We start from the raw sequence: 20810 nt of genomic DNA on the forward strand, positions 1-20810 counted from the left end.
CACCGGACATTCCCATCATGCCTGCCGCGCATGCCCGCTGCGCGGTCGGCTGCGGCGGGCGAGCGCCAGCCAGCGAAAATCCCGGCGGCTGACCCGGTAGAACAACAGCCAGACTCCGGACAGCACCAGCCACAGGGTGGCGAACCCGACCCCGATGAGCAGCGGATTGTTGAAGTCCTGGCGCTCGCTGTAATCCATGATGTGCAGCATCCACAGCACATCGAACAGGCGCCAGTAGTCGTTGCGCCGCTCCAGCACCCGGCCGTCCTCAGCGGAAACGTAGAGCGTGGTATTGAAGGTATCCGCCACCGGTACCCGCCATATCGGGCCGCGGTGCTTGCGCGCCTCCAGCCCGGCCGCCGGGAGGTATTCCGGTGTACCCAGCAGGGCATCAGCACCGGCGTAATCCCGTCTCGCGACGGCAAGCGCCATCGCCGCATCCACATCAACCAGTGCACCACTGGTCGCATCCCGCAGCTCCACGCCAGCCAATGTTTGGACCCGATACAGGTCGCGCCCGTGCAGGCGGCGCAGCTGTAGGTCCAGCACACTACCCCGGGTATATTTCTGCAGTAGCGCGGCCTGGCCGTAGGCGGCCACCGGCTGCTGCAGAGATTGCTGTGGCTGGTGTTCAGCGAGGTGGCGGCCGGAAACGATCTGCCCATCCAGCAGGCTAAAGCCGAGCCCGCTCACCAACCAGATGGCCAGCTGCAGCCCCACCAGCAGGCTCAGCCACTTGTGCAGTTTCAGTAATGTCGCTTTCATGCGCCCACCTCCTGAAGCTTGCGTCGCGGCCGGCGTGGCCTGAAGCGGAAGTACAGCAGGGCGAAACCGGTAGCCGTTCCGGCAAAAGTGAGCAAGGCCACGAAGCGCAGCAGGTTGTTGTGCACGTCTTCGCGCGCCTCGTAGTCCATGATGTGCAACATCCACAGGAAATCGAACAGACGCCAGTAATCGTGCCGGCGGGTGACCAGCTGTGCGCTTACCGGGTCTATGTACAGACTGGTGCCGTAGCGATCTGCAAAATCCACGCGCCACACCGGCAGGATGCGTGCCGGAATTTCCTGCGGTGGGTTTTCCGTAATCAGCTGTGTGCGACGGGGCAGGGCGTCACCGTTGTAATAGTACCGGGCCAGCGCCTTCGCCGCCTGCGCATCCAGCTCTGCTACCGGTGTGCCGGTGCCAGCGTCAAAGCGGTAGCTGCTGCCATCGGCCCGCACCAGGTAATAGGGCCGGCCCTGAATGGCCCGCAGGCTGACCGAGTCCACCCGGCCAAAACCGGCCAGCACCGATTCAGCGGCGACCGGCGTTACCGCTGGCAGCGGCTCCCGCTGGTTTTTTACCAGGTGGTCGCCGTGGATAAAGTCCAGGTCCACCACCACCATGTAGAAGCCACTCAGTGCCCATAGCAGTGCCTGCACACTGATCAGCAGGAAGACCCACTTATGCAATTTGCGAATAAAAGCGGCCGCTTTCATCATCGCCCCCGTTTGTAATAGTTATTCTGGGCATGCTTCCTCGGCGTCTCGCTCTAGTGTGACCAGTGGATGTATACGATTTTCCACTGCCCTTCGACTTTGCGCAAAACCAGGGACTCCATTCCGCTGATATCCATTTTTCGGCCCTTGTATTCACCGGTCGAGCGTGTGCGACCAGCTGACCATGCCATCTCTCCGCGCTGGGTTACCTGCAGCTCCAGCTGCTCAACCTGCAGCTGCTTTAGAAACTTGATATCGGATTTCATGTGATGGCTCGCATATTCCTCCAGCGAGCGCTCTGCCTTGCCACCTTCAAAAATCAAGACGTCGTTATGTAAGTGCTCCCGAAGTGTTTGCTCATCACCGCTGCGGAGCGCTTTGTGAAATCCAGTCACGACCTTGCCCGCGTCAGTGTCCATGCCGCCGAACAAGTTCGGGGTCTGCCGCTGTTTGTCTTCGCCATGTGCAGCCAGCGGGGGCGCAATTGTCAGGCAAAAAATGAAAGCCGCTGTGCGAAGTAATTCGATTTTCATAGTTATTTTCCAAATTAAATCAATGCTCCGGAGGACCAACAAGTGTAGTGAGATAAGCGGTACACAGTAGCACCGTGACTGCCAGGAAACTGTCCAGTAATAACGCGAACGCGAGTGGCCTGTGGCCCTGGCTTGTGGCCAGGCGCGGCACAAGGCGCCAGCGATTAACTGCCGCAACCAGCAACAGACACGCCACCAGCAATAACTTGGCACACAGGGCTAGGCTCCAGCCATCGTTCAGGCACAACACCTCTGTGCCGCCAAGACGAAATGCCATATACACACCGCAGGCCAACAGCAGCGCCAGAACCCAGGCCATGAAACTGGCGAACCGTTGCATAACCCGGACCAAGGCAGTCGTTTCCAGCACATAGCACAAGCGCCACAGCGGTAGTAGCGCGCCCATCCAGGTCGCGCCTGCCAGCGCATGCAGCAGCAGGACAGCCTTGCCGGCAAGATCCGCCTCGGCGCCATGCCCGGTGACGGTAAAACTCACACCATTGAGCAGCACCCCAGCCAGCACCAGCCAGGGTATCGCCGGTCTGGCGCGATCAGTTAAAAATACACCGAGGGCCGCCAGCAAAAATCCGACTATTCGTAGCGCCAAAGCGTCGCCACTGCCGAAATCCCACAGCATCCCCACATAAAACGGGTCTACCGCACCGCTTGTTCCGGCGCCGGCAAAGCTGCCAACCTGGGCGAAGAAAAACCCGCTGGCCGCAAAGAGGCCCCCAATAGCCCCGGACAGCAGGTAGCGCTGGCACAGTGACCTTGCGGAAGGCGCTATCGCATGCACCAACATGCCGCCTGCCAGCAACGCGAAACTCGCGTAATAGAGGCTCTTGGTGGCCAGCTGCAGCCACTCCCAGCTCCCCAATGGATTAATTCACGTGCTGCATAAACTGGAAACTGCCGCTCATCTTGTGACCATCAGCGCCCATGGCAACCCACTCGACCTTGTAATTGCCCACCGCTAGTTTGGGCAGCGCAAACTCGAGCGCGGCGCTCGGCACCCTTGCCGGCTGGAAGGAAAAATCGATGTTGCCGTGTTGTTCGGCGCTCAGTATCAGCTTGACCAGGCGCACCGGCTTGTTGAATGTCAGGCTCAGGGCCGCCGGGCTCTGCTGCAGCATGCTCCCGTCCGCCGGCACGCTTTCGACGAGCTTTGCGTGTGCCGCGGCCTGTAATGACGCCAGCCCCAGCAGTAGAGAGAAAACAGCGATAAGGATATTTTTCATAAGTAAGCTCCGGTATTAACTAATTTGGTTTTGCAGCGTTCGCGACTTCCACAAACGGTAGACGGCGGGCAGCACGATCAAGGTCAGCAGCATGGCACTGACCATACCCCCCACCATCGGCGCAGCAATCCGCTGCATCACCTCCGAACCAACCCCGGAGCCAATCATTACCGGCACCAGGCCGATAAATACGGTGGCGGTGGTCATCAGTACCGGGCGCATGCGCTGACCGGCGCCGTAGCGGATGGCATTGCGCAGGTCTTCCTGCGTTGGCTTGTGGTCAGCAGCCTCACAATCGGTCTGCACCTGTTTCCAGGCCTGGTTGAGGTAGACCAGCATGATCACACCGATCTCTACCGCCACCCCAGCCAGCGCAATAAAACCTACGCCGACCGCGACCGAAAGGTTGAAGTCGAGCCAGTACAGTAGCCACAGGCCGCCGATCAGCGCCATTGGCAGGGTGCCCATGATGATCAGCACCTCGCCTACATGGCGGAAGCTGAAGTACAGCAACAGCACGATGATGCCGAGGGTGATGGGTAACAGCAGACTCAGGCGCTCGCGGGCGCGCTCCATATATTCATACTGTCCGGACCACGCCAGGGAATAGCCGGGCGGCAGCTCCAGCTCGTCGTCCACCAACTGTTGCGCCTCCGCCACCCAGGAACCCAGGTCGCGGTCAGCTATGTCGATGTAGATCCAGCCATTGGGGCGGGCGTTCTCGGTCTTGATCATCGGCGGACCGCTCTGCACTTCGATGGTGGCCACGTCACCCAGGCTCAGGTGGGTGCCGTTGGGGGCGACCAGTGGCAAGCCACGCAGGCTCTCGGGCGAATCTCGCCATGCCTGTGGATAACGCATGTTGATCGGGTAACGCTCCAGACCCTCGGTGGTTTCGCCCACCTTTTTGCCGCCCACCGCGGTATCGATAACCGTCTGCACGTCCTGGATGTTCAGGCCGTAACGTGCGGCGGCGCTGCGGTCGATGTCGATATCGATATAGCGGCCACCCTCCACGCGCTCGGCGAATACCGACGCGGTGCCAGGCACATTTTTCAGCAGAGATTCCAGCCGGGTGGCGATTTGCTCGATCTGGTGCAGGTCGGCACCGGCCACCTTGATGCCCACGGGAGTCTTGATCCCGGTGGCCAGCATGTCGATGCGGGTCTTGATAGGCATCACCCAGGCGTTGGTGACCCCGGGTAACTGCACCGCTGCGTCCAGCTCCGCGCGCAGTTTTTCCGAAGTCATGCCCTCGCGCCACTGATCGCGGGGCTTGAAGCGGATAATGGTCTCCACCATGGTCAGGGGTGCCGGGTCGGTGGCGGTTTCCGCGCGCCCCATCTTGCCCCACACCTGAGCCACTTCCGGTACCTGCATGATCATCTTGTCCGTCTGCTGCAACAGTTCGCGGGCCTTACCGATGGAGATGCCGGGGTGGGTGCTGGGCATATACATCAGGTCACCCTCGTCCAGCGGCGGCATAAACTCACTGCCGGTGCGGGACAGGGGGTACAGCGCGCTGGCAAGCAACACCAGTGCGGCAAAGACGACGAGTAACGGGTGGTGGATTGCCAGTTCCAGGGCGGGGCGGTAGACGGCGGTAAACGCGCGGTTGATCGGGTTGGCCTGTTCCGGCTTCACGTTACCGCGCACCAGATAGCCCATCAGCACCGGCACCAGGGTGATGGCAAGACCCGCAGCCACTGCCATGGCGTAGGTCTTGGTATAGGCCAGCGGCGCAAAGAGACGCCCCTCCTGACCTTGCAGTGCAAACACAGGCAGGAAACTGAGGGTGATGATCAGCAGGCTGAAGAACAGCGGCGGCCCCACTTCACTCGCAGCCTCACCGACGACTTGCCAACGGTTCTCATCCGTGAGCGGGGTGCGCTCCATATGCTTATGCAGGTTTTCGATCATCACGATGGCACCATCCACCATAGCGCCAATGGCGATGGCAATACCGCCAAGGCTCATGATGTTGGCGTTGATCCCCTGCAGGTGCATCACAATAAAAGCGCCGATGATACCCAGCGGCAAACTGATGGCAATCACCAGCGACGAGCGCAAGTGGAACAGGAACAGCGCGCACACCAGCGCCACCACAATGAATTCTTCCAACAGCTTGTGCCACAGGTTTTCCACCGCGCTGTCGATCAGCTCACTGCGGTCGTAAGTGGGGACGATTTCGACCCCCTCAGGCAGGCTGCGCTGTAATTCGTCGAGCCGGTTACGCACGCGATCGATGACCGCGCGCGCGTTCTCGCCAAAGCGCATCACGATGACGCCGCCAACTGCCTCGCCCTCGCCATTGAGTTCCGAGAGGCCGCGACGCATTTGTGGTCCCAGATGCACATCCGCCACATCCCGCAGCAGCAGCGGGGTACCACTATTATTCACCAGCAGCGGCAGCTGACGCAGGTCTTCGACGCTTTGGATATAGCCGCTGGCGCGCACCATGTATTCGGCTTCTGCCATTTCCACCACTGAGGCGCCGGATTCACGGTTGCCACGCTCGATGGCCGCCTGCACCTGGGCCAGAGTGAGGTCATAGGCGCGCAAGCGCAACGGGTCTACCTGCACCTGGTACTGTCGCACCATACCGCCCACGGTGGCCACCTCGGACACCCCGGGCAGAGTCTGCAGCTCGTACTTGAGGAACCAGTCCTGCAGCGAGCGCAGTTGTGCCAGGTCATGTTTGCCGCTGCGGTCCACCAGGGTGTAGCTGTAGATCCAGCCCACACCGGTGGCATCCGGGCCCAGTTCCGAGCGGGCAGCGGCGGGAAGCCGCGGGGCCACCTGGCTCAGGTATTCCAGCACTCGGGATCTTGCCCAGTAGAGGTCCACATCGTCGTCGAAAATGACATAGACATAGGAATCACCAAAAAACGAATACCCGCGCACCGTGTGCGCACCGGGCACACTCAACATCGCGGTGGTCAGGGGATAGGTAATCTGGTCTTCCACCACCTGTGGCGCCTGGCCGGGGTAGCTGGTTTTGACGATCACCTGCACATCGGAGAGATCCGGCAGCGCATCCACCGGCGTGTTGCGCAGGCTATAGAGACCGGCGAGGGTCAGCACCACCGCGCCGATCAGCACCAGCGCGCGGTTGTGCAGGGACCAGTGGATGATACGTGCGATCATTTCTGCGGCTCCTGCGGTTCGGAATGATCCATCTCATCGTGGTTCATGTCGCCGTGATCCATCTCCGAGTGTTCCATGTGCTCATGGCCCTGGTGTCCCGGCGTCAGGGAACTACCGGCCAAAGCGCGCGTGGCAATCACCTCGTACTTGCCATCATCGCGCTGGCGCATCTGCACCCGCACTGGCGCGCCGCTTTCCAGAGCCTCGCGCAACGCCTGTTGCGCGGCTTCCGCTATGTGGAAACCCATCACCATGCCGGGCCAATCCCACGCCGGTACCGGGCCGTGCTCGAGGCGTGCGTAGTGGTTGTCGTCAGGCATACTGAGCACCCTGGCCTCGGCCCACGCAGTTTCATTGTTTACTGATTTTTTGCTGCCGTTAGCGCCGCCTTCGCCCTCGATACGCTCAAGGTCGGCGCTAATGCTGGATTCTGAGTCCAACAGAAACTGGGCCGAGGTAACCACCTTGGTACCGGATTCAAGTCCGGCGAGGATTTCCACCCACTTGCCCAGCTCGCGGCCCACCCGCACACGCACCGAGCGGTAACGGCCGTCGCCCTCGGCAATCACCAGCCGGTCCATGTCACCGGTGCGGATCAGCGCGCTGCGCGGCACCGTCAGGGCATTGATCTTCCTTCCTTCGAACTGCAGACGCACAAACATGCCCGGGCGCAGGGATTTGTCCGGATTGTCCACCAGCACTCGCACACGCAGAGTACGGGTCTTGGGATCCAGATCCGGGAGTATGTGCACGAGTTTGCCGATCCAGGTGCGGCCGGGGGCAAAGTCACCCTGCAGGGTGGCAGTATCACCCACCTGCACTTGCGCACCTTGCTTCGGGAACAGCTCCCCCTCCACCCACACGGTGTCCAGCGGGCCGATACTCATCAGGGTGGTGGCGGGAGTGATATACATACCGTCGCGGGCGGAAAATTCGTTTACGTAACCATCGGTAGGCGAGTAAAGGGTGATGGTCTGGCGCACCTGCCGGGATTTATCCAGAGCGCGCACCTGCTCGGTGGGGACACCGAGACTGTCCAAGCGCTCGCGGGTTGCCTCGATCAGGGTGCGGTTGCCACTCTCGAGCGCTGCGACCAGTTCACTCTGCGCCTTCACCAGCTCCGGCGAGTAGATCGCCACCATTGGCTGGCCTTTGCGCACACGGTCGCCCACTGCCTTAACCCAGCTCTTGTGCACCCAGCCGCTCAGACGGGTGTGCACGTGATGGAGCTTGTCCTCGTCCAGCTGCACCAGGCCTACGGTGTCCACTTCGATATTCACCGGGCCTTTCTCCGCCACGGCGGTGCGCACACCCAGATTGTTTTCCACCTCGGGAGCAATGGATACAGTGCCCGGTTTGGCTTCACCCTCGTCGCCCTCGTAGACAGGTACCAGATCCATGCCCATGGGTGACTTGCCGGGGCCGTCGCGGCGGTAGTTGGGGTCCATGGGCGCGACCCAGTAGAGAATTTTCTTTTCTCCACGAGCGCCATCGGTGTTGTCGTCACCACCAGGCAGTCCACGCCCCATGAAAATGCCGACTACCAGGGCGATGATGGCGAGCGCGACGATCGATACTTTGTTCATAACTTTGCGAACCGATGATTATTTGAGGCTGGCGTCGAGGTCGACGGCGCGGAAGTAGCGGATACGGGCCAGAGCGCTGAAGTAGCCGTAGGTGAGCTGCGCGGCGCTGATCTGGGTCTCGATGTCGTCCATGCGCGCGGCGATGGCCGCTTCCAGATCCGCGGTATTGCTGGCGTAGCCCCGCAGCACTGCGTCTGCGGTAGCTTCCGCCTGCGGCAGTAGGTACTCACGGTACTCCGTGCGGCGGCGCTCCAGCGTCTGGGCCATGGCCACGGCCGCGTTCAGCTCGGCGTGCAACTGACGCAACAGGCTTTGGCGCTGCAGGATGCCCGCGCTCTCGCGTGCACGGCTGGCGGCGAGTCGGCGGTCCTGACGATTCTGGCGGAACAGCGGTACATCGAACGACACCATCACACTGGCGAAGTCTGAGCCATCACTCATGGGGGTCCGCTCGCGCTGGCCGTAACTGAAGTCGACACCGAACTGGGGCTTGTAGGCCTCCTGGGCCAGTGCCACATTGGCCCGCTCTGCAGCCACGCGGGCACTGCTGGCCGCCACCGCCGGATGCTGCTCTACCAGCACCATCGGCACCGGCAGTGACTGCCCCACCAGCCAGTCGCGGGTATTCCGCCAAGCCGGCGGTGCTGGATCGAGCGCGCCCCAGGCAGCATCGCCAATCCAGCGGCTGAGGGTGCCGCGGGCGCGATGGATCTCGCCCTCCACCGCGGCAATGCGATCGTCCAGTCGCGCCAGTGCCAGCTGCGACTGCAACAGCTGCTGGGACTGGATCTGCGCGCTGGCCAGGCGCGCGCGGTTGTAGCCCACCAGCTCCTGCATCCAGCGACGGTTCTTCGCCAGCAGTTCACGCACCCGCAGCTGCTCTGCCACGGCGAGATAGGCCAGCGCCACGTCTCGTGCGAGCACCAGTTCCATGTCTGCGGCACCCGCATAACCGGCCTCTGCAGTATTAGTACCGCGCTCGCGGGCGAGTATCGCGGAATCCCCGCGGGGCAGCTTCTGGCTGATACCAATGACTTTCTGGGTCATCGGCTGATCGTCAAAAGCGAAGGTGTCGGTGGGCAGGTTGGCAATCCCCAGCCTTAACATCGGGTCTGCCCACTGGGCGTCCGCCACGGCGGTTTCCGCCGCCGCATCAGCGGCGGCCAGAGCGGCCGCAGTCTGTGGATCCTGCTGTTGCGCGAGTTGGATGGCGCTATCGAGGGTCAGTTGCGCCCGCGCGGGCAGGGCAAACGCACAAATCAGCAGCGCTGGGACCAGGGGGCCCAGAGCACGCAATGCATATCCCATGGAGTAATCCTGTCTGTCTGATGTCTGGTCGAAGCTCCGACCGTAGGATTCAGCGCCAAAAAAGGTGCTGATGGAGAAGCATCAGGCGCTTATGGGGGGGCGCAGCAGGTTGCGCTGCGATGCAGCGAGGGGGGAGGGGGAAATAGATTGGAACAGTGCGGCAGCCGCAGGTCCGGTGCTCAACCATTCCTGTGCCAGGGGTGCAGCCGCGCCGCAACCGCCGACAGCGCAAGTCAACTGGCAGAGTTCCGCCGACGTGTTGTCGCCGGACTCTTCGCAACACGGCATATTATGGTGATCGTTGTCAGGCATGTCGCTCGCAACATGCTCCGCGCTGCCCATCATCATGGCGTGTTCTGCGTGGGAATCGGCACCCGGGTCGCAGGCAGGACTCATCCCCAGCGCCAAGCTCTGGAAGGCGAAACCCCACACAATCACGATTAGGACCAATTTCCGCATGGACTAATTCTAAGAGACCAAGCGGGAAACCAGCAAGTCCCCGCCCAGAACGAAGGGTGGGTGCCCGATGTATCCATTCGCAAAACAAAAAAGACTATCGAACTGCACTGGCTAATTAGTACGCAGTTTGTGTTAGAATGCGCCACCCGATGACGGTGACCGAAAATCCACCGCCGGGCCAATAAGTCTAAGAATTTGTGAGCACCCGTGATGTCCGCCATTGATGAAGAACCGCAACCAAGCGGAACCCTGACCCTGCAGACCCAGTCCATGCCTCGGGATACCAACCCCCAGGGAGACGTTTTTGCCGGCTGGCTGATGTCGCAGATGGACGTCGCCGGTGCCATCCTCGCCCAGGGCATTGCCCGCGGCCGCGTGACCACCGTCGCCGTCGGCAGCATGGTATTCCTGCGCCCGGTACCGGTTGGCTCCACGGTAAGCTGTTACGCCGAAGCGGTGGAAGTAGGCCGCTCCTCCATCAAAACACTGGTCGAAGTCTGGCTAACCCGGGTAGACACCGGTGAGCAGGTAAAAGTGACCGAAGGCGAGTTTGTGTTTGTGGCCATTGACGACCGCGGCCGCACCCGCCCGCTGCCGTAAGCTTCGCAGAAGCCGTTAAAAAATGACAAAAAAGGGGCCAAACGGCCCCTTTTTTAATGCTGATTGATTTCGCGCGTCTTGTAGTACGCCTCTTCACTAATCCGGTGATACGGAATTACCTGCGCTTCAAAATCCTGGAAGGCCTCATACACCCGATTGAACTGCGGATCTTTGGCCGCGGTTTCCTGCATGATGCCTTGATTGATTTCCTTCAGGTGCGCGATTACCTCGTCCGGTAATTTGCGCAGCTCCACACCGTGCTCTTCCACCAGCTCCTTGAGGGCGCGGTTATTGCGCGCGGTGTATTCGTCCAGCATATCCTGGTTGGCATCGCGCGCGGCGACACGCACGATGGCCTGCAGGTCTTCTGGCAGTTTCTCGAATGCGGTTTTGTTGATCAGGATTTCCAGCACCGAGCCCGGCTCGTGCCAGCCCGGGTAGTAATAGTATTTGGCGATCTGGTGGAAGCCGAAGGCGAGGTCGTTGTAGGGGCCAACCCATTCGGTGGCATCGATCACGCCGGTTTGCAGTGCGGTATACAGTTCACCACCGGGAATGGTTACCGCAGTACCGCCGGCGCGGTTCAGGACTTCGCCACCGAGACCCGGGATACGCATCTTCAGGCCCTTCAGGTCGTCGACGGAATTGATTTCCTTGTTAAACCAGCCCGCCATCTGCACACCGGTGGAGCCGCCGGCCATGGGGATCAGGTCAAACGGCTCGTAGAGTTCTTCCCACAGTTCGAGGCCGCCGCCGTAGTGCAGCCAGCCATTCATTTCCTGGGCATTCAGGCCAAACGGCACCGCGGTAAAAAACTGGGCCGCGGGGATTTTGCCTTTCCAGTAATAGGCCGCACCATGGCCGGCCTCCGCCGCACCGCTGGATACCGCACCGAACACGCCCATGGCGGGCACCAGCTCACCGGCACCAAACACCTTGATCTTCAGGCGGCCGTTGGACATGGCATCCACGTTCTTGGCAAAGCGCTCGGGGGCGCTGCCAAGGCCGGGGAAGTTCTTCGGCCAGGTGGTAACCATCTTCCACTCAAAGCTCTGCTGGCCGGCATTTTCCAGCGCGGTAACGGTGTGCTCTTGATCCGAGCGGGAAATCACCAGGCTGCCAAACGTCAGCACCAACAGGGCAAGCAGGCCCAAGATAACGGGGGGATACCAGTTTATTTTTTTCATGTCCGTTTGAGTTTTTATTGTGTATTGGCCCCGGGCATCTGGCCCGGGGTGGTGGATGCGGGTTCACGCACCCTAGTTTTCAGCACTCAACGCTATTAGAAGAACTTACAGCGGCTGCAGCTTGGCCATGGATACTACCAGCCATTTGCTACCGGCGTCGTCGAAGTTGACCTGTACGCGCGCGCGCGGGCCGGAGCCCTCGAACTGCACGACGGTGCCTTCGCCGAACTTGGCGTGATCCACACGGCCGCCCAGTGCCAGCGGAGGCAGGTCATCGTCGAACTCCGGGGCCGGATCGGAGAACTGGCCCACTCGCCCATAATTAGGCTGGAACAGCGGTTTGGAGATTTCGGTTTTCAGGCGCACCTCGTGGATATACTCCACCGGAATCTCGCTCACAAACCGCGACGGCTTGTTGTAAGTCTCGCTGCCGAACAGGCGACGGCTTTCCGCGTAGGTGATGTACAGCTTCCGCATGGCGCGGGTAATACCCACGTAACACAAGCGACGCTCTTCCTCCATGCGCCCCGGCTCCTGAGCCGACATTTTGTGCGGGAACAGGTTTTCTTCCACACCGGCCATAAATACCAGCGGGAATTCCAGGCCCTTGGCGGAGTGCAGTGTCATTAACTGCACCGCATCTTCAAACTCGTCCGCCTGACCTTCGCCGGCATCCAGTGCGGCACTGTCGAGGAACTGGTTGAGCAGGGGGGTTTCCTCCTCGTCTACCGTTTCGCCGTCGGCATCGGCGGTGGGAATACCGTCGAAGCCGCGGCAGGCGCTGACCAGTTCCTGCAAGTTCTCCACGCGAGTCTGGCCCTTCTCACCTTTTTCCTTGCCGTGGAATTCGATCAGACCGGTCTGCTCGATGGCCAGCTCGGCGATATGGTCGAGGGTCTTGTCGGTGCTCTCTTCGTCCAGCGCGTCGATCAGGCTGAGGAAATTCGCCAGCGCATTGCCGGCGCGGGCGGCAAGCACCTTTTGCTGCAGCATTTTTTCTGCGGCGCTCCACAGGGAACAGCCGTGCTCACGGGCGAACGCCCGCACCGTATCCACGGTGCGCGCACCGATGCCGCGCGTGGGCGTGTTGACGACCCGCTCGAATGAGGTGTCATCGTGGCGGTTGGTCATCAGGCGCATGTAGGACAGCGCATTCTTGATTTCCATGCGCTCGTAGAAGCGCTGGCCACCGTAAATGCGGTAGGGCACCTGCTCACGCAACAGGCCTTCTTCCAGCACCCGCGACTGGGCGTTGGAACGGTACAAAATGGCAATGCTGTCGCGGCGGTTACCGTCGCGCACCCAGTCCTGAATGCGCTCGACAATAAAGCGCGCCTCGTCCTGTTCGTTGTAGGCGGAATACAGGGAAATCGGCTCGCCCTTGTCGCCCTCGGTCCACAGCTGTTTGCCGAGGCGGCCGGAGTTGTGTGCGATAACCGCATTGGCGGCGTTCAGGATGGTGCTGGTGGAGCGGTAGTTCTGCTCCAGGCGCACCGTCTGCACGTCCTTCAAATCCGCTTCGAAGTGCTGGATATTCTCAATCTTGGCACCGCGCCAACCGTAAATGGACTGGTCGTCATCACCCACCGCGGTAATGGCACACTGGTCGCCAGCGAGCAGGCGCAGCCACGCGTATTGAATGGTATTGGTATCCTGGAATTCGTCCACCAGGATAAACGGGAAGCGGCGGCGGTAATGCGCGAGGATGCCGTCGTTGTTCAGCAGCAGTTCGTGGGCGCGCAGCAGCAGCTCGCCAAAGTCCACCACGCCGGCGCGCTGGCAGGCCTCTTCATAGGCGCTGTAGATACGCACCATGGTCTGCAGCCAGGGATCGCCGGTCAGCTGAATATACTGGGGGCGAATTCCCTCATCCTTCTGCGCGCCTATCCACCACTGGGATTCCCGCGGTGACCACTTCTTCTCGTCGAGGCCCAGCTCGTTCTGCACCCGTTTGATCAGGCGCAGCTGATCGTCGGAATCGAGAATCTGGAAATTCTGCGGCAGCTTCGCTTCCTGCCAGTGCGCACGCAGCAACCGATGGGCGAGGCCGTGGAAGGTACCCACCCACATGCCAAAGGTGTTTACCCCGAGCAGCTCCTCGATACGCCCGCGCATCTCGCGCGCCGCCTTGTTGGTAAAGGTCACCGCCATAATGGAGTAGGGCGACGCCCCCTCCACCTGCATCAGCCAGGCGATACGGTGCACCAGCACGCGGGTCTTGCCCGAGCCGGCACCGGCCAGAACCAATTGATTGCCCGGAGGCGCGGCCACGGCTTCGCGCTGGGGGTCGTTGAGGGGGTCTAAAAGTTCAGATACGTCCATGGGGCGGATTGTATCAGAGGAAGTGCCATTCACCTGTTTATATGAACAGGTTTTTCGGATCAACATTGGTCGACGATAAGGTGCTGGTGTCGGGTATGCCTGTGCGAGACCTTCCGCGAGAGGGACCTCGCGGAAGAGCCCCCAGGGATGGGTTTAGGGGGGGCGCCTAGCCCGTGCTCGCACAGGCATACCCGGCGGCAGTGCCGCCACGAGAGCACGATCAAGCAACACCAACACTCGCCAGCACCGAGCCATGCCGCTAAACTGCACAACTTGAACCATAGAAGGTGTTGTCGTGAAGCCAGCGGAAGTCACGCAAAAAATCAGCGAGCAGCTGAGTTCCATGCGCAAATCAGAGCGCAAGGTTGCGGAATATATCCTCGCCAATCCGGGCGAAATCATTCATATGCGTATTGTCGATCTCGCCACTGAAGCACAGGTGAGCGAACCGACCGTGGTGCGCTTCTGCCGCGCCGTGGGCTGCTCCGGCTTCCAGGAATTCAAGCTGAACCTGGCCCAGCAGCTGGCTTCCAGCCCGAGTTTTGGCCAGATCGCGGTCACCGAAACCGACTCCATCGCCGAATACAAGCGCAAGGTGTTCGACTCTACCGTCGATACCCTGCTGAACGTGCGCGACAAGATTGACGGGCGCGCCCTGGAAGCGGCAATTTCCGCCATCGCCGCCGCCAAGCGCGTGGAATTCTTTGGCTTTGGCGCCTCCGGTGCCGTTGCCGCCGATGCCCAGCACAAGTTCTTCCGCCTGCAGATGGCCACCGCGGCCCACTCCGATCACCATATGCAGAGCATGTCCGCCATGAGCATGCAGCCCGGCGACGTGGTGGTTGCCATTTCCCAGAGCGGCCGCACCTCCTCGCTGCTACGTTCCATGGAAATGGCCAAGCAGCAGGGCGCCACGGTGATTGGCCTCGGCCCCAGCGGCTCACCCATGACCCGCCAATCCAGCATTCCGCTGGAAGTGGATGTGGAGGAAGACATCGAACTCTACACCCCACTGTCCTCGCGTATCGCCCACCTGGTGGTGATCGACGTGCTCGCCATCGGCGTGGCCCAGCGCAAGGGCCCGCAGCTGCAGGAACACCTGCTGAAGCTGAAGCAGGGCCTGTACAATTTGCGCGAAGAAAAGCACTAAAAGAGTACAAAAAGCGGCTATCTGCTGTGAACGCGCTGCTCTTGGCAGCGCTTATCCCGCCTTACTAGAAAACTACTCACCGCATATTCCCCAGCACCCATGGCATCTGCCGGGCGCGCCCGCTACTATGCCGCCGCCCGCAGGCAATATCTGCCGATAACTATGCTTTGAGCATCGGCTCGCGGGCTCCCACAGGCGTTGCCGCTGTACCCGTAGTTTCCCTATTTACCGGTTTGTTATGCCCCCGAATTTCTTCGACGCCGACGGCCGCCCGCCGCGCTGGCTCGCTCCCTGTCTCGCCGCGCTGGTCGCGCTGACCCCGTTTGCCATCGACACCTATCTGCCGGCGATTCCCGCGATGGCGGTCGCGTTGGGCGTGGAAGTCGCACAGGTGCAGCACTCGGTTTCCAGCTATCTGCTGGGCTTTGCCTTGGGACAGCTGTTTGGTGGCCCACTGTCGGACCGCTGGGGGCGTATTCTGGTGGGCACCATTGGCCTTAGCGTGTTTATCGTCAGCACCACGCTGATTCTATTTGCCAACAGCGTGGAAATGCTGGTGGCGCTGCGCTTCTTCCAGGCCGCAGGCGGCGGGTTTGCCACGGTGATTTGCGGCGCCATCGTGCGCGACCTGTACCACGGCCGCGAGGCCGCACGCATCATGTCGCTGATTGCCACCATGATGCTGATTGCACCGATGGTAGCACCGGTGATCGGTTCCACCCTGCTGACCTTTGGCAACTGGCAAGCGATCTTTATCTTCCTGCTGGTATATGGCTTGGCCATGATGGTGCTGGTACGCGGCATTCTGCCGGAAACCGTGTCGCGCTTTCGCCGTGCGCGGCGCCAGCGCCAGTCCCCGCACAGTATGTTTCAGGGCTACGCGGAGATTTTTCGCACCCCACGGGCACTGGGCTTCTTGTTCGGACAGGCATTTATCAGCGGCTGCATGTTCATCTACATCACCACCGCGCCGTTTGTGTTTATGGAGCATTTCGGAGTCAGCCCGCAAACCTTCCCAATTCTGTTCGGCAGCAGCGTATTGGGCCTGGTGATCCTCGTGCAGCTGAATATCCGTCTGCTGAAAGTCTTCGAGCCCCGTCAGATCCTGCTGGCGGGTATCGCGCTGCAACTGGTGTTCTGTGCCTTGTTGCTGGCCAGCACTCTCTACTACGGCGCGCAGCAACCGCTGTTGGCGTGGATGATTCCGTTGGTACTGGCGATGGCCACCATCGGCCTGATTACACCCAATTCGGCGGCCTGTTACCTGGAGTTCTTCCCCTCGATCAGCGGCACCGCCAATGCGTTGTTCGGCGCGTCGCTGTTTATCTTTGGTGGGGTACTTGGTGGCACCGTGAGCGCGGTGCACACCGGCACCCTGGTGCCGATTGCGGCGGGGATGTTGTGCTGCTCGGCCGCCGCGCTGTGCCTGGTGCTGTTTGTGGCGAAAGCGCGGCGGCCGATCGAGATATCAGAAAGAAAGTGACGTCCCGGGTTAAATCAAACCCTCGGCCTTGAGCGCCTTCTGCACACCCGGGCGCTGGGACATGCGTGCGGCAAACGCCGCGAGCTTCGGCCAGGCACTGGTGTCGATTTCGACAAACTTGCACCAGTTATACACGGTAAACAGGTAGGCATCGGCGATGCAGAAATCGTCGCCCAACAGGTAATCACCCGCCATATTGCCCTCGATATACTGAAAGCGCTTGGCGAGTTTTTTACTGGCCAACGCCTTTTCGTCATCGGTGCCACCCCAGAACAACGGCAGGAAGGTCTTGTGGACTTCGGTGGCCAGAAAGGTCAGCCACTCCAGTACTCTATAGTATGCGAGCGAGCCGTATTGTGGCGTCAGGTTTTTTTCTGGTTTCTGTTCAGCGAGAAACTGTACGACCGCCGGGCCTTCGGTCAGCAATTCACCGCCCTCGAGCAACAGCGCCGGAACCTGCCCCTTGGGGTTGACCTCGACAAAATTGCCACCGCCATCCATCTCCTTGGTTTTCAGGTTGACCTTGCACAGCTCCAGATCGATACCCGCCTCGCAGGCAACGATATGGGGCGACAGCGAGCAGGCGCCGGGCGAATAAAACAACTTCATCAGAGTTCCCTTTTCTGGTTTTGATCGAGTTTATCGCGCCCGGCTCCAGAACCGCGCCTCAGCCGCGACCGTGGGGCGCCGCGTAATCCAGCTCCGGACCCACGGGCACAATGCCGGTGGGATTAATGTTCCGGTGGCTGGCGTAATAGTGGGTTTTGATATGGTGGAAATCCACCGTTTCCGCGACCCCGGGCCGCTGGTACAGCTCGCGTACATACCCCCACAGGTTCGAATAATCCGCCAGACGCTGCTTGTTGCACTTGAAGTGGCCGTGGTACACCGGGTCGAACCGAACCAGTGTAGTAAACAGCCGCCAGTCCGCCTCGGTGATGCGATCCCCGGTGAGGTAGCGATTGTCCGCCAGGCGGCGCTCCAACTGCTCCAGTACCTCGAACAGGCGATGGTACGCCGCCTCGTAGGCCTTTTTGCTGGTGGCAAAGCCTGCACGATACACGCCGTTGTTGACGTTTTCGTATACCAGCGCGTTGGTGGCGTCTATATCGCCGCGTAAATCCTCGGGATAGAAATCCTGGTCATCTCCGGTCAGATCGTTGAACGCAGTATTGAACATGCGGATGATTTCCGACGACTCGTTGCTGACGATGCAGTTGCGCTGCTTGTCCCACAGCACCGGCACCGTCACCCGCCCGGAATAATCGCCGCGATTGCGGGTGTAAACCTCGTGCAGGAATTCGCTGCCAAACAGCGCGTCGCCGCTGCTGCCTTCCTCCTGATTAAAAGTCCAGCCGTGCTCGTGCATGTAGGGGCTGACCACGGAAACAGTGATGTAGTCTTCCAGTCCTTTGAGTTTGCGGAAGACCAGTGTGCGGTGCGCCCAGGGGCAGGCGAGGGAAACGTACAGGTGGTAGCGGCCCTTTTCCGCCGGGAAGCCACCCTCGCCGCTGGGGCCGGCACTACCGTCGGCAGTCACCCAGTTGCGCAGCTGCGCCGCTTCACGCTCAAACTCACCACCGCTTTTGTCGGTTTCATACCAGCGATCTTTCCACTCGCCTTTCACCAAGAGTCCCATGATTGTGCTCCGTGTAGAGGTTGTGGTTGGCGATCAGCGGTTTTTCACTTTCGCCATGGCGTGATCAAAGCTGAATTTACCCGCGCCGGCGCACGCCAGGATCAGAAAGCCGCCGGCGATAGTGATGTTTTTCATAAACATGATCTGCTGCATCTGGTCACCCGGTACGTTATGGAACAGCCAGGCGCTCAATGCGCAGAAGACAGCAAACGCCAGCGCTACCCAGCGGGTGAAGAAACCGAACAGAATCGCCAGGCCGCCGCCCAGCTCAAGCAGAATAACCAGCGGCAACAGAATGCCGGGCACGCCCGCGGCCGCCATATATTCCTGGGTACCCGCGTAGGCGCCAATCTTGCTGTAGCCGGCAACGATAAACATCACCGAAATAAGAATACGCCCAATCAGTTTGCCGAAATCACATAGTGCACCGTTTTGCATAGCAGAATCCTCGTAAATAGCCGTCGAGACGGAAAGTGTATGGAGTGACAACGCTGTTCAGTGTAATTCGACTTTTCGAAACAAAAATCGCAAATTATCGGCACGAATCTACGATTTTTTCGGACCTTGACGTGATGTTTCCCCAGAAGGGATTATTGGAAGCTTTGGTCAACCTCGCCGGCGCTCGTCGACCAGCCCGGCGAGGATCTGGTCCATCACCCGCGAGGCCTTGCCGCCCTCGGCGCCGGCGACCGGGTGGCGCGCTGCGCCATTCAGGTGTTTGACCATGTTTTCGATATGGAAGAACTGGATATTCTCCGGATGGGGGATTGCCACTTGCTCGGACCCGCTGGCACTTTCCAGCACCAGGGGGGCATCGGCAAACACAGAAAAGCGGATGCTGCCGCGACTGCCGTGAATCACCACTTCATCGCCGTATTCGGCGCAACCGAAATTCCAGAAGCCGGAACCGGTGGCGCCACTGTCGAATACCCAGCAGGCGGATACGGCGTCTTCGGCGTCGTACAGGTTTTGCTGGTTGACGGCGATGCCCTTGGCGACGCGAATATCGCCAAGCAGATAAATAAACAGGTCCAGGCCGTGGCAGGCCAGGTCGACAAAGTGACCGCCACCGGATACGGCAGGATCGGTGCGCCAGTTGTAGTCTGCGGATAGGTCCGCGTCAGATGGCAGCCGCGCATAACTCCAGTTGATATGGCGCACGTCGCCGATTTTGCCTTCATCCAGCCACGCCTTGACCTGATTAAAGCGCGGCAGGGAGCGGCGGTAATACGCGACAAACAATTGTGCGTTGCGGCCTGCGAAAGCCGCGGCGATTTCTTCGCACTCGGCGAAATTCAGCGCCATGGGTTTTTCCAGGCAGCAGTGCTTGTCGGCGGCGGCAATTTTCAGCGCGTACTCGCGGTGGCTGCCCGGCGGTGTCGCCACGTAGATGGCGTCGATTTCCGGGTCCTGAATCAGCGCGTCGGCATTGGCATAGGTCTTCGGCACCCCGTGGCGTTCGGCGTAGTCGGCAAGCTTTGCTGGATCGCGACGCATCACCGCCAGCAACTCAGAGCCCTGTACCTTGGCAAACGCGGGGCCGCTCTTCAGTTCGGTGACATTACCGCAACCAATGATGCCCCAGCGGATCGGGCGATTATTTTGTTCCATTTATTACAAACTCTGGTCTCACAATCTCTGGTGTATCTCAGTCCAGTGGCGGCAGGCTTTCACGCAGGGCGCTCAGCAGCATGTTGGCGGCGGGGCCGGCGCAGTCGCGGTCGGCAAAGAACAGGTACACCATTACATTCCTTTCCCAGGGCTCCTCGGTGCGCAGCGGCAACAGGCGGTCGGCACAGAGCGAATCGCGGATGCGCGGCTCGGGCAGCCAGGCAAATCCCAGGCCGCGTTCGATCAGGTCGATCGAGGTGTGCACATTGGTGACGGTAATACGTTCATCGGAGCCAAGCCAGCCCGCGTCCTGACGATTCTTCAGTGCGGAGTCCCGCATCACGATCTGCCGCGTGGCCTTCAAGTCCTCGCGGTTTACCGGGCGGCCCAAGTGGTGCAGGGGGTGATCCGGGTGCGCCACCGGCAGGAATTTCACCCGCGTGAGGGGCTCGCCGACAAAGCCCTGGGGGGAACGGGCAGAGAGGATAAAGTCTACTTCCTGCTGCAGCAGAAGCTCTTCGCCGCCCGACAGTACCGTCTCGCGGATTTCCAGGCGCGTGTGTGGATAGACTTCGGCAAAGCGCTCGACGGCGGTAAGCAGGGCGTCGTAGTCAAACAGTACATCCACCGCCAGGCGCAGCTGGGCTTCGGTGCCGGCGGCGAGGCTGGAGGCGACCGACTCGAGTGCCTCGGCTTCGTTCAGCAGACCGCCCGCGCGGTTCAGCAGCACGCGCCCGGCGTCGGTCAACTCCGCCTTGCGCCCGCGCACTTCCAGCAGGGCGATACCCAAGCTTTCCTGCAGTTTGTGCACCGCGTGATTAATGGAAGACTGGCTTTTGTGCACGGCTTCTGCGGCCTGCGAAAAGCCACCGTATTCCACCACCGCCTGAAACATGCGCCACTGTTCCAAAGTTACCTTGGCCATAGACTTTCCCTTGTCCAATGGGATCAAAACCGATGCGCTCGAAGTGCGCTGCGATTGATCTATCAATTTGTTCGAATATTAGCTGCGATTTTTTGCCATTTTCAGGCGATTTTATCGGCTTATACTGCCGGAAATGGAGGAGCA

Annotated in this window: 19 protein-coding genes; 3 read left to right on the top strand and 16 right to left on the bottom strand. The window is 60.5% G+C overall.

The genetic code is table 11. The annotated features are described in order from the left end of the window. Positions 1 to 15: 15 nt before the first annotated feature. The 9 genes from LCM31_RS05315 to LCM31_RS05355 form a co-directional block, all read right to left on the bottom strand. Complete coding sequence (locus tag LCM31_RS05315; RefSeq protein WP_224868152.1) at positions 16 to 765, bottom strand: PepSY domain-containing protein; 750 nt, start codon at positions 763 to 765, stop codon at positions 16 to 18. Beyond that, positions 762 to 1478 (bottom strand): PepSY domain-containing protein, encoded by a 717-nt coding sequence (locus LCM31_RS05320; RefSeq protein WP_224868153.1) that lies wholly within the window; start codon positions 1476 to 1478, stop codon positions 762 to 764. Before LCM31_RS05320 ends, LCM31_RS05315 begins: the two co-directional genes overlap by 4 nt. Positions 1479 to 1531: 53 nt before the next feature. Beyond that, positions 1532 to 2011 (bottom strand): YybH family protein, encoded by a 480-nt coding sequence (locus LCM31_RS05325; protein WP_224868155.1) that lies wholly within the window; start codon positions 2009 to 2011, stop codon positions 1532 to 1534. A gap of 19 nt (positions 2012 to 2030) precedes the next feature. After that, positions 2031 to 2888 (bottom strand): copper resistance D family protein, encoded by an 858-nt coding sequence (locus LCM31_RS05330; protein WP_224868157.1) that lies wholly within the window; start codon positions 2886 to 2888, stop codon positions 2031 to 2033. Positions 2889 to 2892: 4 nt separating this feature from the next. After that, entirely contained in the window at positions 2893 to 3249 is a 357-nt protein-coding gene (locus LCM31_RS05335; protein WP_224868159.1) for a copper resistance CopC family protein, read from the bottom strand. A 15-nt stretch (positions 3250 to 3264) separates the two neighbouring features. After that, the gene (locus LCM31_RS05340; RefSeq protein ID WP_224868161.1) at positions 3265 to 6396 is read right to left on the bottom strand and encodes an efflux RND transporter permease subunit; all 3132 of its coding nucleotides are present in this window, start codon (positions 6394 to 6396) and stop codon (positions 3265 to 3267) included. Next, positions 6393 to 7982 carry an efflux RND transporter periplasmic adaptor subunit gene (locus LCM31_RS05345; protein ID WP_224868163.1) on the bottom strand — a complete coding sequence of 530 codons (1590 nt, stop codon included), beginning with the start codon at positions 7980 to 7982 and terminating at the stop codon, positions 6393 to 6395. Before LCM31_RS05345 ends, LCM31_RS05340 begins: the two co-directional genes overlap by 4 nt. An 18-nt stretch (positions 7983 to 8000) precedes the next feature. Next, positions 8001 to 9290 carry a TolC family protein gene (locus LCM31_RS05350; protein WP_224868165.1) on the bottom strand — a complete coding sequence of 430 codons (1290 nt, stop codon included), beginning with the start codon at positions 9288 to 9290 and terminating at the stop codon, positions 8001 to 8003. Positions 9291 to 9371: 81 nt separating this feature from the next. Further along, positions 9372 to 9749: a hypothetical protein gene (locus LCM31_RS05355; RefSeq protein WP_224868167.1), complete on the bottom strand. Its 378-nt coding sequence runs from the start codon at positions 9747 to 9749 to the stop codon at positions 9372 to 9374. A gap of 210 nt (positions 9750 to 9959) precedes the next feature. Here LCM31_RS05355 and LCM31_RS05360 point away from each other — a divergent pair, with 210 nt between their 5' ends. Further along, on the top strand, positions 9960 to 10349 hold the full coding sequence (locus LCM31_RS05360) for an acyl-CoA thioesterase (protein WP_077407834.1): 390 nt from the start codon (positions 9960 to 9962) through the stop codon (positions 10347 to 10349). Between the two features lie 53 nt (positions 10350 to 10402). Here LCM31_RS05360 and LCM31_RS05365 read toward each other — a convergent pair whose 3' ends face one another. Beyond that, positions 10403 to 11536, bottom strand: a complete 1134-nt coding sequence (locus tag LCM31_RS05365) for a TRAP transporter substrate-binding protein (protein WP_224868169.1) — start codon at positions 11534 to 11536, stop codon at positions 10403 to 10405. A 105-nt stretch (positions 11537 to 11641) separates the two neighbouring features. Further along, on the bottom strand, positions 11642 to 13858 hold the full coding sequence (gene uvrD, locus LCM31_RS05370) for a DNA helicase II (RefSeq protein WP_224868171.1): 2217 nt from the start codon (positions 13856 to 13858) through the stop codon (positions 11642 to 11644). Between the two features lie 295 nt (positions 13859 to 14153). Here uvrD and hexR point away from each other — a divergent pair, with 295 nt between their 5' ends. Both hexR and LCM31_RS05380 read left to right on the top strand, forming a co-directional pair. After that, positions 14154 to 15008, top strand: a complete 855-nt coding sequence (gene hexR / locus LCM31_RS05375; protein ID WP_010130290.1) for a transcriptional regulator HexR — start codon at positions 14154 to 14156, stop codon at positions 15006 to 15008. 238 nt (positions 15009 to 15246) lie between these two features. Next, on the top strand, positions 15247 to 16491 hold the full coding sequence (locus LCM31_RS05380; RefSeq protein WP_224868172.1) for a multidrug effflux MFS transporter: 1245 nt from the start codon (positions 15247 to 15249) through the stop codon (positions 16489 to 16491). Between the two features lie 9 nt (positions 16492 to 16500). On the opposite strand, the gene gstA is transcribed toward LCM31_RS05380, so the two are convergent. The 5 genes from gstA to LCM31_RS05405 all read right to left on the bottom strand — a co-directional run bounded on the left by gstA (position 16501) and on the right by LCM31_RS05405 (position 20666). Continuing rightward, positions 16501 to 17100 (bottom strand): glutathione transferase GstA, encoded by a 600-nt coding sequence (gene gstA, locus LCM31_RS05385; protein WP_224868173.1) that lies wholly within the window; start codon positions 17098 to 17100, stop codon positions 16501 to 16503. Positions 17101 to 17158: 58 nt separating this feature from the next. Beyond that, on the bottom strand, positions 17159 to 18130 hold the full coding sequence (locus LCM31_RS05390; RefSeq protein ID WP_224868174.1) for a glutathione S-transferase family protein: 972 nt from the start codon (positions 18128 to 18130) through the stop codon (positions 17159 to 17161). Positions 18131 to 18163: 33 nt separating this feature from the next. Beyond that, the gene (locus tag LCM31_RS05395; RefSeq protein WP_077407850.1) at positions 18164 to 18568 is read right to left on the bottom strand and encodes a DoxX family protein; all 405 of its coding nucleotides are present in this window, start codon (positions 18566 to 18568) and stop codon (positions 18164 to 18166) included. A gap of 168 nt (positions 18569 to 18736) precedes the next feature. After that, on the bottom strand, positions 18737 to 19741 hold the full coding sequence (locus tag LCM31_RS05400; RefSeq protein ID WP_224868175.1) for a Gfo/Idh/MocA family protein: 1005 nt from the start codon (positions 19739 to 19741) through the stop codon (positions 18737 to 18739). 37 nt (positions 19742 to 19778) lie between these two features. Continuing rightward, the gene (locus LCM31_RS05405; RefSeq protein WP_224868176.1) at positions 19779 to 20666 is read right to left on the bottom strand and encodes a LysR family transcriptional regulator; all 888 of its coding nucleotides are present in this window, start codon (positions 20664 to 20666) and stop codon (positions 19779 to 19781) included. Positions 20667 to 20810: the final 144 nt, after the last annotated feature.

The organism is Microbulbifer agarilyticus (genome assembly GCF_020171345.1).
GTDB lineage: Bacteria > Pseudomonadota > Gammaproteobacteria > Pseudomonadales > Cellvibrionaceae > Microbulbifer > Microbulbifer agarilyticus_D.

What these genes read in the sequence shown, in the direction of transcription:
- LCM31_RS05315 (WP_224868152.1), bottom strand. Translation starts at nt 765, where the DNA reads ATGAAAGCGACATTACTGAAACTGCACAAGTGGCTGAGCCTGCTGGTG.
- LCM31_RS05320 (WP_224868153.1), bottom strand. Translation starts at nt 1,478, where the DNA reads ATGAAAGCGGCCGCTTTTATTCGCAAATTGCATAAGTGGGTCTTCCTG.
- LCM31_RS05325 (WP_224868155.1), bottom strand. Translation starts at nt 2,011, where the DNA reads ATGAAAATCGAATTACTTCGCACAGCGGCTTTCATTTTTTGCCTGACA.
- LCM31_RS05335 (WP_224868159.1), bottom strand. Translation starts at nt 3,249, where the DNA reads ATGAAAAATATCCTTATCGCTGTTTTCTCTCTACTGCTGGGGCTGGCG.
- LCM31_RS05340 (WP_224868161.1), bottom strand. Translation starts at nt 6,396, where the DNA reads ATGATCGCACGTATCATCCACTGGTCCCTGCACAACCGCGCGCTGGTG.
- LCM31_RS05345 (WP_224868163.1), bottom strand. Translation starts at nt 7,982, where the DNA reads ATGAACAAAGTATCGATCGTCGCGCTCGCCATCATCGCCCTGGTAGTC.
- LCM31_RS05350 (WP_224868165.1), bottom strand. Translation starts at nt 9,290, where the DNA reads ATGGGATATGCATTGCGTGCTCTGGGCCCCCTGGTCCCAGCGCTGCTG.
- LCM31_RS05355 (WP_224868167.1), bottom strand. Translation starts at nt 9,749, where the DNA reads ATGCGGAAATTGGTCCTAATCGTGATTGTGTGGGGTTTCGCCTTCCAG.
- LCM31_RS05360 (WP_077407834.1), top strand. Translation starts at nt 9,960, where the DNA reads ATGTCCGCCATTGATGAAGAACCGCAACCAAGCGGAACCCTGACCCTG.
- LCM31_RS05365 (WP_224868169.1), bottom strand. Translation starts at nt 11,536, where the DNA reads ATGAAAAAAATAAACTGGTATCCCCCCGTTATCTTGGGCCTGCTTGCC.
- uvrD (WP_224868171.1), bottom strand. Translation starts at nt 13,858, where the DNA reads ATGGACGTATCTGAACTTTTAGACCCCCTCAACGACCCCCAGCGCGAA.
- LCM31_RS05380 (WP_224868172.1), top strand. Translation starts at nt 15,247, where the DNA reads ATGCCCCCGAATTTCTTCGACGCCGACGGCCGCCCGCCGCGCTGGCTC.
- gstA (WP_224868173.1), bottom strand. Translation starts at nt 17,100, where the DNA reads ATGAAGTTGTTTTATTCGCCCGGCGCCTGCTCGCTGTCGCCCCATATC.
- LCM31_RS05390 (WP_224868174.1), bottom strand. Translation starts at nt 18,130, where the DNA reads ATGGGACTCTTGGTGAAAGGCGAGTGGAAAGATCGCTGGTATGAAACC.
- LCM31_RS05395 (WP_077407850.1), bottom strand. Translation starts at nt 18,568, where the DNA reads ATGCAAAACGGTGCACTATGTGATTTCGGCAAACTGATTGGGCGTATT.
- LCM31_RS05400 (WP_224868175.1), bottom strand. Translation starts at nt 19,741, where the DNA reads ATGGAACAAAATAATCGCCCGATCCGCTGGGGCATCATTGGTTGCGGT.
- LCM31_RS05405 (WP_224868176.1), bottom strand. Translation starts at nt 20,666, where the DNA reads ATGGCCAAGGTAACTTTGGAACAGTGGCGCATGTTTCAGGCGGTGGTG.